Source organism: Bacillus sp. I-2, assembly GCF_001974945.1.
In the GTDB taxonomy this organism is placed as follows: Bacteria; Bacillota; Bacilli; order Bacillales; family Bacillaceae; genus Bacillus; species Bacillus safensis.
In genome coordinates, this window is sequence record NZ_LZRW01000046.1 from 38770 (window position 1) to 50834 (window position 12065).

At 41.5% G+C, this 12065-nt stretch carries 12 protein-coding genes; 2 read left to right on the top strand and 10 right to left on the bottom strand.

Annotated elements, in window-relative coordinates; all coding sequences use genetic code 11:
• The first annotated feature begins 139 nt into the window (after positions 1-139).
• Positions 140-1300 (top strand): transcriptional repressor XylR, encoded by a 1161-nt coding sequence (gene xylR / locus BAE31_RS18075; protein ID WP_024428358.1) that lies wholly within the window; start codon positions 140-142, stop codon positions 1298-1300.
• 46 nt (positions 1301-1346) lie between these two features.
• Here xylR and BAE31_RS18080 read toward each other — a convergent pair whose 3' ends face one another.
• The 3 genes from BAE31_RS18080 to csaA form a co-directional block, all read right to left on the bottom strand.
• The gene (locus BAE31_RS18080) at positions 1347-2954 is read right to left on the bottom strand and encodes a glycoside hydrolase family 43 protein (protein ID WP_076841057.1); all 1608 of its coding nucleotides are present in this window, start codon (positions 2952-2954) and stop codon (positions 1347-1349) included.
• Positions 2955-2978: 24 nt separating this feature from the next.
• Positions 2979-4370, bottom strand: a complete 1392-nt coding sequence (locus BAE31_RS18085) for an MFS transporter (RefSeq protein WP_076841058.1) — start codon at positions 4368-4370, stop codon at positions 2979-2981.
• Between the two features lie 514 nt (positions 4371-4884).
• Positions 4885-5217: a chaperone CsaA gene (csaA, locus tag BAE31_RS18090; protein WP_076841059.1), complete on the bottom strand. Its 333-nt coding sequence runs from the start codon at positions 5215-5217 to the stop codon at positions 4885-4887.
• 244 nt (positions 5218-5461) lie between these two features.
• Here csaA and BAE31_RS18095 point away from each other — a divergent pair, with 244 nt between their 5' ends.
• Entirely contained in the window at positions 5462-5941 is a 480-nt protein-coding gene (locus BAE31_RS18095; protein WP_024422662.1) for a hypothetical protein, read from the top strand.
• Here BAE31_RS18095 and BAE31_RS18100 read toward each other — a convergent pair.
• The 7 genes from BAE31_RS18100 to BAE31_RS18130 all read right to left on the bottom strand — a co-directional run bounded on the left by BAE31_RS18100 (position 5938) and on the right by BAE31_RS18130 (position 11951).
• On the bottom strand, positions 5938-7563 hold the full coding sequence (locus BAE31_RS18100) for a YndJ family protein (protein WP_076841096.1): 1626 nt from the start codon (positions 7561-7563) through the stop codon (positions 5938-5940). The two genes, BAE31_RS18095 and BAE31_RS18100, sit on opposite strands and share 4 nt — an antisense overlap.
• Positions 7556-8164: a DUF4166 domain-containing protein gene (locus BAE31_RS18105; RefSeq protein WP_076841060.1), complete on the bottom strand. Its 609-nt coding sequence runs from the start codon at positions 8162-8164 to the stop codon at positions 7556-7558. Before BAE31_RS18105 ends, BAE31_RS18100 begins: the two co-directional genes overlap by 8 nt.
• A complete protein-coding gene (locus BAE31_RS18110) occupies positions 8127-9008 on the bottom strand; it encodes a hypothetical protein (RefSeq protein ID WP_076841061.1) in 882 nt (293 codons plus the stop codon). The genes BAE31_RS18105 and BAE31_RS18110 overlap by 38 nt, the downstream gene beginning before the upstream one ends.
• A gap of 150 nt (positions 9009-9158) precedes the next feature.
• Entirely contained in the window at positions 9159-9731 is a 573-nt protein-coding gene (locus BAE31_RS18115) for a TetR/AcrR family transcriptional regulator (protein ID WP_076841062.1), read from the bottom strand.
• Between the two features lie 3 nt (positions 9732-9734).
• A complete protein-coding gene (locus tag BAE31_RS18120) occupies positions 9735-10454 on the bottom strand; it encodes an MBL fold metallo-hydrolase (RefSeq protein WP_076841063.1) in 720 nt (239 codons plus the stop codon).
• 36 nt (positions 10455-10490) lie between these two features.
• Positions 10491-10964, bottom strand: a complete 474-nt coding sequence (locus tag BAE31_RS18125) for a GyrI-like domain-containing protein (RefSeq protein ID WP_076841064.1) — start codon at positions 10962-10964, stop codon at positions 10491-10493.
• A 54-nt stretch (positions 10965-11018) separates the two neighbouring features.
• Entirely contained in the window at positions 11019-11951 is a 933-nt protein-coding gene (locus tag BAE31_RS18130) for a helix-turn-helix transcriptional regulator (protein ID WP_076841065.1), read from the bottom strand.
• Positions 11952-12065 lie beyond the last annotated feature (114 nt).

The window sequence follows — 12065 nt, forward strand, 5'->3', positions numbered from 1 at the left end:
TTGAATTTTCCATATTTTTTAGTTTTTTAGAAATATTTTCGTTATAATAAAGTTAAAATCATCTTTCTTACTAAGTACATGTGAAAAAAAGCAGCTCTTCTCAACTTAATCTAAAGACGAAACAAATGGAGTGGATAACGTGGATATCGCTGATCAGAACTTTGTAAAAAAAATAAATCAAAAACTATTATTAAAAGAAATACTCCAGCATGCGCCCATTTCGAGAGCAAAATTATCTGAACGCACTGGATTAAATAAATCGACTGTTTCCTCTCAAGTAAGTACGTTAATGAAAGAACATCTTGTCTATGAAATCGGTCAAGGTGAGTCTAGCGGCGGGAGAAGACCGGTTTTACTGATGTTTAATAAACGTGCTGGCTGTTCCATCGGAATCGATGTCGGCGTTGATTACGTCAATGGCATATTAACTGACCTTGAAGGGTCTATTCTTTACGAAGAGCAGATCAAGCTCCCACCCAGCTCTCCTGAGGTCACAATACGTAAATTAATTGAATTAATACAGCAGCTCATCACACAAATGCCCTCTTCCCCATACGGGCTCATTGGCATTGGCCTATGCATACATGGTTTAGTGGATGCAGGTGAACAAATCGTGTTTACGCCTCATTCAAAATGGAAAAATGTTGATCTGAAAACCACGCTCCAAGACACATTCCAAGTACCGATCTTCATTGAAAATGAAGCAAATGCCGGTGCATATGGTGAAAAAATCTTTGGTGCCGCTAAACATTATGACCATTTGATCTATGCAAGTATCGGCACTGGCATCGGGATCGGAATCATCATCGATCATCATTTATACAGAGGGGCGTACGGCTTTTCTGGTGAAATGGGACATATGACAATCGATTTTAACGGACCGACATGCAGCTGCGGGAACCGTGGATGCTGGGAATTGTATGCTTCTGAGAAAGCCTTGTTTCAGTCTCTTCAAACAGATGATCAGCACATCTCCCATCAAGACCTGGAACAGCTGGCCAAGTTAAATGATATGAAAACGCTCAATGCCCTGCGCAACTTTGGTTTTTACCTTGGGGTCGGTCTCACAAACGTCCTGCATACCTTTAACCCGCAAGCCATTATTTTAAGAAACAAAGTGATCGAATCACATCAGGCGGTTCTACATGTAATTGAGGAGGAGGTATCCTCGCGAATGGATACGCAATTCAGCTCACATGTAGAGCTGCTCCCTTCATCATTAGGACACAATGCACCAGTATTGGGGATGACATCCCTTGTCATAGAAGCTTTTCTGCAAGATGCCACCCTCACAACCTGATCTATATATTTTTCAAAAAGAGGCAGCTCGTAGCGAGTTGTCTTTTTTATTCGTCTGTTTCCTCATAGCGAAAATAGTGAAAATCAGCAGGAAGACGCTCGCCGCTAGTATCTTGGCACTGCATACCGACAAATGCCCCTGTAAAAAACCCCCCACCTCGAATGAAATCATCGGATAAATGGATGGATTCAAGCGGTACATCAATTTCCTTCCACTCTTTTTGATCAAATGAATAAGAATATTTATATGTCTCTTTTCGAACGGTCACTTTTAAATAGACATAAGTGACCTCGTCAGGAATGATGATTTTATGTGTCAATGGCTGAGAAAAGGCAAGGTTTTGACAGACAGATAGTTCAAGCGTGCGGCCAAGTTCCTCATCATATGTCACCTGGAGTGCTGTCCAGTTTTCCGTATTATAATAATTCACAAGACCAGCTGATTGCTGAAAGTTTTCTGGGAAGAACGAAACAGCTGTCTCTGCTTCAAAATAAAAGCTTTGCCAGCGTCTTGCAACAAATGCTTGGGTAAACTTAGACGTTAAAGATTCGCGGCCGAATAACCTTAAATGCTGAGGTTTCTCCGTTAACGAACCAATCTGATCGGTAAACGGAATTCTTAATGTTTGAAAGTGTCTATTTAGTGTTGAATCTTTAAATTCATCGACTGTATGATAGGTTGGTGCAAAAACCTTTTCTTCGATCTTTGGCGCTTCAACCTCTAGCGTCCCCTCTTTTCCGCCTACAACATAAGGCCAGCCATCCTTCCATTCAAGCTTTTGTATCGCTGTTTCTCTTCCTAAAGGGCACCACCCTCTCTGTTGAAAAATAGATTCCTTGCTTGATTGAATCGGGCGGCCAGTGAGATGAGCGAGATACCATTCATTTGTATGCGTTTGAACGATTGATGCATGCCCGCATTTTTGAAGCGGATGTTCAGGCGCGTGGAAGGCACTTAAAATCGGGTTATCAGGATGAACCTCATAAGGCCCTTCAATATGCGAGGACCGGGCAATCGTTGCTGCATGCTCATACCGGGTACCTCCTTCTGCCGTTAATAAATAGTAGTAGTCACCAATATGATACAGATGCGGCGCTTCTGTCAGTTTAATCGGTGTGCCTTTAAAAATGACCTTCCTTTGACCGATGAGCTTCTTTTCTGCCACACTATATTCCTGCAAGGCAATACCTGCAAACGAATGATGCTTTTCCCTATGATCCCACAGCATATTTAAGACGTATTTCTTCCCGCTGTGATCATGGAATAAAGATGGATCAAAGCCGGAGCTGTTGAGCCGGATCGGTTCACTCCAATCGCCGTCCACCTCACTTGCCGTGACCAAATAATTATGACCGTCTTTAAATGGGCCATCCACTACTTTGATATCTGAATAAATAAGCCAAAACTGCCCATCAGCATAGCTTAAGCACGGCGCCCATACCCCGCCAGAATCAGGATTTCCCTTCATATCCAGCTGCGACGCTTTTTGCAAAGGACGCGCAGCAAGGCGCCAATGGACGAGATCCTTTGAATGATAAATTTGCACCCCTGGAAACCATTCAAATGTAGAGACAGCCATATAATAATCTTCTCCTACACGGCAAATACTTGGATCAGGGTTAAACCCTTTGAGCACTGGATTGGTAATCTTCATTGAACTTCCTCCTCTTTCAGAGACCTACATTTTAAAATCGTCCATATGATCGATATACACTTTGTCTCTATTCTCAAGCTCCCGTACGACTTTTTTATGTTTTTCTTCGTCTAGGTTATAAAAATTAATATCCACCATCGCTAAAATCAGTAAGCATACAGGAATCACCGTTGTCGTGATTAAAATGCCCAGTAAAGCTTCTGGTGTTTGCATTTGGTTCGCAACATAGCCAAAGCGATCGAGTACAAGCCCTGGCACAATCCCGCCTAATGCCATCCCAAATTTAAAGAAAAATCCGATGATGGCATAGATGAGCCCCCCCATTCTTTTTCCTGTTTTATATTCGCCATATTCAACAGTTTCAGGAATGAGCGCCCACATGTAAGCACCGGCTGTAATACTCCCTGCAGCTGCGACGAGCCTGAAAACAAGTATTAAAGTGATTTGACTCGGCGGTATCACAAGTAATGCAAGAAGACCTACAATATTCAGCAATAATGAATAATTCAGCAGCTTTTTCTTTCCTAACAGCTTGTGCAGTTTTGGAATAAACGGCAGCACCATTAATGCTGGCAGACTGCCAATGAGTCCGTACCATTTCACTAAATCTTCTCTGCCGAGGTTATACGTCACATAATAGATCCCAACAGAGTTACTGATCGAGTTCACGCCAAAAATAATAATAAAGAAAATGCTTAATACAACAAGCGGACGATTGACACGTAACTGCACAAAGATATCACTGAACTTAATTTTTTCCTCCGGCTTTTGAAGCGTGACACGTTCATTCGTGCTTTTAAAACAGAAAATAAGTAATGCACCGCCAAGAACGCCGAGAAAAGCCATCGTCATCTGCCAGCCGAGGGCTGTATTTCCTGTTTTATCACTCAAAAAAGTCGCAAGAAAAGGAACAAAAAAAGCAACAACTAGACCTCCGAGATTAGCAAAAAGCATACGAACAGACGTAATACTGACAACCTCTTGGTTATTTCTTGTCATTGCTGATGTTAAAGCACCATAAGGAACATTGATGAATGTGTATGTAAGCGATAAACCAACATACGTGATGTAGGCATAAACGAGTTTACCCATTTCAGAAAGATCAGGTGTTGTAAAGCAAAGGATAGCAAGTACTACAAAAGGAAACGCACCGAATAACAAGTAAGGTCTAAACCTGCCAAAACGGCTGTTCGTTCGATCCACCAATGCACCAATAAACGGATCTGCAAGCGCATCAATGGCGCGGACAACTAAAAACATCGTCCCTGCTGCCGCCGCTGATAAACCATACACATCTGTATAAAAAAATAATAGATACGTAGAGACAGTTGCATAAATTAAGTTACATGCGAAATCTCCTGAAGCATATCCCACTTTTTCAGACATACGAATCTTTTTTAAATTCTCACTTACCATGAGCTTTCTCCCTTCTTCTCTTAGCCTCTTCTAACGAACAGATGATAGAGGGCAGCAGCAGTCAATGCAAAGAATATAAAGCGCTTTCAATTTGTTGTAAAAATGAAGCTGAACATCTGATCCTTTCAGCTTAGCCCACATACACAGCAAATGATTTGAATGACGGAATCATCCCCTTTAATGGCCGGATTATCACTTGGAATTCATCTTAGTTTATCGGCTAAACAAACTAAGATGAATTCATTTTATAAAATCTGATCTGACTTTTCAATATTTTTTGAAAAAATAATCCAAATAATTGATTTCTTGTCATTTTTCCGGCTGAAATGACGTGAAAAACTGAAGTGAATCATTTAATGGTTGCAATTCAGCTCATCCCATGCTATATTTATCAAGCGATGAGCTGAATTGTGTAAGTCGGGTAACATGTCTCCTTGAGACACACACGAATGTGGCGTGTGGTTATTCCGCCTCAATACGCAAAAGACATCTTCTCAGGAAGATGTCTTTTTTCTTATCCTATTTTTGTTCCATTTTCAACAGGCTCATCTGTGGCTAGTAAAACCACGTCTTCTTTTGACGGCATGCCCCCTAAGACAAGCACTTCTGATTTGAACCCTGCAATTCTTCTTGGCGGAAAATTGACGACTGCTACGATTTGTCTGCCAATAAGACTCTCAGCCGTATAACGTTTTGTCAGCTGAGCACTGGATTGCTTTAGACCAATCTCTTCACCAAAATCAATCTTGAGTTTCAATGCAGGTACTCTTGCCTCTGCAAAGAATTCTGCTTCAATGACCGTCCCAACACGAATATCTAACGCCAAAAACTGTTCAATATCTGCCATCTGATTCTCTCCTTTTCATTCAAGGGTAGGTTCATTTACTAGAGTCATCTATTGTTTTTTCATTGTAGCACATTCATTTCGTAAAAAAGTGAGTCAAAAAGCCGATTCACCGCAAAAACCACCCTTTAGTTTACATAATGTTTTTATCGTCTTGTATTAAATGTTTGCATCCTGAAAATGAATTCAGTAAAATGGCAAATAATCCTACTGCTTCCTCCCAAATATATCAGGGAGGGGTTAACACTTGTTTACATTATCCGATATGTGGACGTTTTGCTGGTCGTTTTTCGTCATTCTTCCTATCGTTGCCATCCTGCATCAGCTTGGCCATATTATGGTCGCATGGATGTTTGGCGCAAAGGTTTCCTTTGCTCTTGGCAGAGGCAAAAAAGTATTGAAAATAGGCGTTGTTGAAATTAGACGAATCTATTTTCTAGATGCATTTTGCCATTATGAAGAAATGAGGAAAAATAACCGATTCTCGCACATTCTTGTCTACCTAGGCGGATCATTATGCAACCTGCTCAGTGTTCTCATACTGAATACAATGATCGCCAATGATATCCTGCCAGAACATCAATTTTTCTATCAATTTGCTTACTTCTCAGTCTACTATGTATTTTTTGCACTGCTGCCAGTCCAGTATGCAGATCATCATCCGAGTGATGGGCAAGCAATTGTGAACATCATTCGGCACGGTGAACCATGTGACATCATTGATTAACAGGATGGCTTCCCACTGTCAATTTGATAATGAATCGTTAAAAAGGGAATACCGAATAGCTTCATTTGATGAACCGCTGTGAGACTTTTATCTGTCTCCGGCTTCATATGAAAGCTTTCTTCCATTGGCAGTTTCATGGTGATAAAAGGCGTATGCAAATACAATCCTTCGTCACCGGTACTGCCTTTTGGACATGCACTTTTTAATAGAAAGTCTTCCTTTTCATTAAAAGGTTTTAAAATGGCGGTCAGCTGAGAATATGGAAGCGGCAGCGCAATATTCATATAGCCCGCAGCTGCATCGTGATGATGAGCATAAAGTGCAAAAAAGACCTGCTCCCCTTTTTCGTTATAACGAATCCACGCCCTGACATTCTTTCGCCCTTCTTTCGGATGTTGAAATGTAGTCAGACGCCCCTTCATTTTATAAGGTATACGAGGTGCCCCCAAATAGAGCTGGCCTATTTTCTTAAACATGGGCTGAAGTAAAAAAACAAACGGCCTCACCCACCAATGAAAACAGACTGCTGCTTTTAACGTAAACGCCATCGGATTCTCATAAAACCTTCGAATCACAGGTGACACCCTATCAGCTGAAAATGTCGTTCCATTTAAATCATCAAGTGAATCGACTAAACCGAGGTTCTCTCGATCACCCATTCTTTCCTTTTGAAAAGAGATCAAATGAAAACGGCCATGCACTTTTGATATCGGAAAGTCCTTCTGCTTCAATTGATCCTTTGGCCCTTCGATCAGCCATCCAATCAAACCTGGTAAAATAACAAAAAAGGCATTGATACTGCCATGCAACCAAATCATCTGATCAATACTGATATAGGTCACGCGCATAAGCATGCCAGCGGAATAGAGAAGAGATAGCAAGATCGTCCCCATTAGCGCGCAGCTAGAAAACACAACCAGCCCTTTTGCCAAAGTCGATCGAAACCTTGTTTTCATACAAAGAATACCGTACAAATAGAGGGCAATGACATATAGCGTGACGCTGAACGTATCAAATAGACGAGAGAAGCTAATCCCAACAGCAATCATCACAGGCGACAGCAAAATCACCCAGCCTGCCGCTTTGTATAAAGCTGTCTCTTTTTTTCGATGTCTCCCTAATAATCCATAGAAAAGCGGGATAAAAAAAGCCGAGTAATGAAAATGAATAGCAGTCAAAAGCACGATGATTGGTGAAAAGGTCATCACCTGTATATCTGCCGTGTAGAGCCAAAACCACAGTCCGCCCAAAGCGAGATACATCCATGCACCACCCGTCATCAATTCATGAAGCGGAAAGATTCCCCTTTTCAGCAAACGAGTAAAGCCATATAACGCCAAAAGAATCGTATACAAAAACCATCCCGATGCAAACAAGGCAGAATGATAGATAAATGCAGCCGTTGCACAAAGAGCAGCTAATGGAAAGGCTTTCATTAAAAAGCCGAGCAGTATCCCCGGCTTATTCTCACTCTCTTCCTTTACAAAAAAGGCTAAAACTGCAGGAAGGTAAAACAGAATGGCTATCAGTACAAATAACTCTGCTACCGGACCTGTCATCAAACGGGTGGCGATAAAACAGCACATGAAGACGAGGCTTGATAACAAATGCCATTTATTCATCATGAGACATCACCCTTTCAGTAAACCGGCCTTTATATGTAAAAAGGGTCCCAAACAGTCGATTTTTCACATGCACATCAATGGTATACTCACCCGCGTGCTCCTCGTAGCCTTCTGTGACATCTGACACACCGTAAAGCCATGAAGGCAGCGGCCACTCACGTCCTAACATCAACAGCTTCTGCCGGCCGGATTGAATGTGAAGGAACCCATGCTTTGTTACTGTAAAATGAAGCTCTGACATAAGAAGTCTAGGCTTTCCAAAATAGTCTAGTACTTTATGACTCTTCTCATCAATGATCATATCTGCATCAAAGTGCCGTTCCTTCTTTGGGAAATAAAACGTGCGAAACCAGTGCATGCCTTCCTCTCCCTTATTTGTCATAAAGGGTTTATTCACAATCCGGAAAGGAATGTTTTTTCCTCTCTCAGGGAAAAAACAGCGAAAGAGTGGACCAATTTTGAAGAAAAATCGAATGAGCCTCGTTCCGCCGCCTATTTCTTCCATAGTGCCTTCAGCGGTAAACGCACGGTTGTATCTCTCTTTTAATTTTGGATGAAGCTTATCGTATTCCTTTACTTGATGACGATGAACGACCATGTCTATCTCCCCTTTTTCGTTTGATCGAAAATACGTCTATACAATCTTTTAAATTAATCATTCCTGCAATGGATAGGATCAAAAATGCACTCATCACAAGCGGCTCATGGAGTGTCGTTTTGGGGGATAGGATCCCGATACAAAGCATCATCAGCAGAAACACACTTTGAAGAATGAACAAATATTTCTTTGATAGCTTAGGTATCAGCCATGATACGCCTATAAGGGCATAAAACAACCGAAATCCGGTGCTATGATCAAAAGCAGAATGTGAAAAAGGGACAACCGCTTGACATAGCCAGACGATGGCAAACAGCAAACAAATTCCATAATGGGCAAGTGTTCTCTCCAGTAACAACCGAGGGTGCGTACCCTTTTCAAGCCACGTCTTTAGTGCGCCAAAACTAAAGGCCGTCATAAACCCCATCATCGGGCGAAAAAGAAATCGATCTGCCCACGCCCATCCTTTTCCTTCTTTCGGTTCATAATCAAATTGCGTTTGAAACACAATATGATCGTTCGTTTTCACATATTTCCAATAGCCGCCGCCTTCTTTGATAAAAGACAATGGGTGTGACGATTTGAATTTAAGCGAGGATGCCCGTTCATTCCGTTCATCCATCATTCTTGTTCGATATGCTCCTGTCCCTGTGACACTTACACCAAATCCAAGATGCTTTTCATACAAAAAGGTTTGGGGCTGTTCATCTTGAGGTCCATTTAATGAAATGGTTGAAAATCGCAAATCCCACTGTTCATGAAGCTTTGGATTTTGCGTATATTCCCATACTTTCTCAAAAGGTGCATGAATGGTTGTTTCCACATAAACAGGCTTTCTTTTCATCTGCCTCTACTCCTCTATGTGAATTATTTCACATAATAAGCATACCATGTTTCACAAAACTGTCAAATCTTTATTCGTTTTTCTCGCAAAAAAATGGTTCCAGAAGGAATGCTTTTCTATGATATCAGTTCACTGTAAAAAAAAGACCTGTCAAATAGACAGATCTTCTTTTTGCAATACACCTGTGATATAGAGCCGAACCGCATAGCTCACACTTTCTTCAAGCTGTTCTTTTCGTTGAAATCCCTTTTTATTAGAAATATCACCAAAGCCGTGCAGTAAGCTTCTCAGTCCTCTGACGACATGCGTCATTTCTTCTTCTTTTACACCAAAGCGTGACATAATGGATTGAACAAACTGAACAAGGCGCTCTGCTGCAAGTCGTACTTCTTTTTCGTTCATATGTGAAAAGGCAGCTTCATAAAGACCGGGGTGTGTTCGGACAAATTGCACATATTGTCTGGCAAAGGCTAAAACAGCTTCTTCTTTTTCCAGCCCCTCTGTGACTTGCATCCCTTGCTCACAAAGCATGGAGAGCCCCTTTACTGCGAGTGCTGCCTGAATCTCATGAAGGCCGGATACGTGATTATAAAGAGAAGGCGGCCTGATATTCAGCTTTTTAGACAATGTAGCAATAGTCAAAGCGGAGAAGCCCTCTTCATCAACAAATGCAGCCGCTGTATCCATAATTTTTTCTTGTGTAATTCCCATTCTTGGCGACACGGTTTACTGCCCTCCTTTTATTAGCTGGTGCTGTCTTTTTTTAACGGCAGCTTGAAGCTTTTCATGAGGCTCTATGATAAGGTCACCATGTCCTGCAGCAAGACAGGATATGCGCAGCGCTAGTAATTTTTCAGCGCTTTTTAATGCGGTTTCTGCATCCCATGTGGCAAATGCCGGGAACGGGAAGCTCCACCGAAACTCACCCGTAACCGATAAGCCTCCTTTTGTCACAAGTGCATCCCCTGCAATGACAGCTCCTGACCTTTCATCGTATAAAGAAATGCTGCCAGGTGTATGCCCTGGTGTTGCAATCACTTTGAGCGCCCCAATCTCATCTCCTTCTTCGACTAGTACATCTGGTTTTGTATGAATATTTTTCATAAAACTGCCTTTAATTTTTTGCTGAGGTTCATCAGGGAGCAAGGAAAAGTCACCTTCAAAAAGACGTGCATCACGTTTTGATAAATAGACAACTGCCTCTGGAAAAGCCTTCTTCACCTCATCTAATGCGCCGATATGATCCATATGGCTATGAGTGAGAATAATCTTATGAATTGATTTGTTCTTTTTACGGGCAAATTCGATGATCGAGTTTGCCGCCATTTTTAAAGCAGCATCAATTAAGATGAGTCCTTCCTCTTCCTCAAAGACATAGCAATTCACCGGAAATAATCGCGGCATCAATGTAAGCTGGTGCAGACGGTCAAAAGTTGTTAATCTCATGATTGCCCTCCTAAAACTAATGTCGTTAGTTTTATATTAACTAATGGTGTTAGTTTTAGCAATCATTTTTTCATCAACCGCAATATAAATATCAATTTGCGCTTCTTTTGGATCAATAGATCTTTCATCATACCATTCAAAATCACCTGTATAAGTGCGGTATTGACGCTGATCCCACGTCCAAATCTTGTGCCATGTTTCAAGCACGACCTCTTCAATCGGTCCTTTTCTCGTTTGAAATCTTGCGTAGGTGGACGCAGGAATCTCTTTTACATGTTCGATCTGCTGATCCGCGAACTCTCCAGCTGTAAATAAATAAGAACCATGTTCATCTTTTTCATAATCTGAATACAGCCCTATGACTGGAGCTTGTCCCCCATGTAGCTGCTGCGCAAAAAAATCCTGCCAAAGCAGTGCAATCTTCCGCTCTTTTGTTTTCTCTATTTCATTTGTTGTTCGAATAGACAACCCTTTAATCCATTGTTTCTCTAATGTGACGATATCGTACATACATTCTCATCTCCTTTTCTCCCATCATATAAAAAGAAACCTGACAACTGTGTGTCAAGTTCCTAATCGCTTCATAAATTGTTTTAATTGGAGATCAAATGCTTCCTTGATATGCTGCGGTGAAAGAATGTCGACGTCCGGTCCTAAATGGAATAGAAAACTGTGCAGCCAATCATCTTGCGGCACGGTCAATGCTGCCAGATAGGTTCCGTCTGAACATACGATCAATTCGTTCTCATCCACCCATTCCTTCACTTTGCCAACTGATGCTTCCGTTAACCTGAGCGTGAGCGTTGTGACTGAAGGCTCTTCATGCCAAGAGTCATTCCAAGGCTTCTCGTCATTTTTGATTCTTTTCGGCCTGAAATATGCTGAAATGGTAATGAGGTCTGTCATTCTGGTCAGCTTGAATAGACGAAAATCATTTTTCACACAACAAAACGCATACAAGTACCAATGCCTTCCTTTTAAGACAAGCGTATAAGGCTCCACTTTACGTGGGAGTGTTTCACCTTTTGCGTTGCGATAAGTGAATTGAATGAATTGATGCGCGGAGGCAGCTGTATGGATCAGCTGAAGCTTCTTTTCTGCCTGGCTGTCTTTCCCCCATGAGCTTAAATCAATAAAGACATGGTGCTGTTTCTCGCTTTCATCGGTATGTGGCGGAATGAGAGATTTGATTTTTTTCAGTACATGTTCACTTTCTTTAAAGGAGTATGCACTCGTCATGCTTTCAAGGGCTGTTAAAATAAGCTCAATGTCATCATCGGTAAATAATTTTTTCTCTAAACGATAGTCGTCAACAAGTGAAATGCCTCCGCCTGCTCCTTGTGTTGTCACAACAGGAATCCCGGCTTGATTGATGGTCTCAATATCGCGATAAATCGTCCTTACGCTCACTTCGTGAAGTTCAGCAAGGTCTTTCGCTTGTACTTGTTTTTTGCTAATGAGCAGCATCACAATAGACAAAATACGATCGATTTTCATGCCTTTTCCTCTTTTTCATAAATGTAGGTTTTGATTTGATAAAAAATGAAAGAATGGTAAAGATAAGAAACAGCCAGCATTCGTTTACATCCCTGCACATGCAGGAGGAGGTTG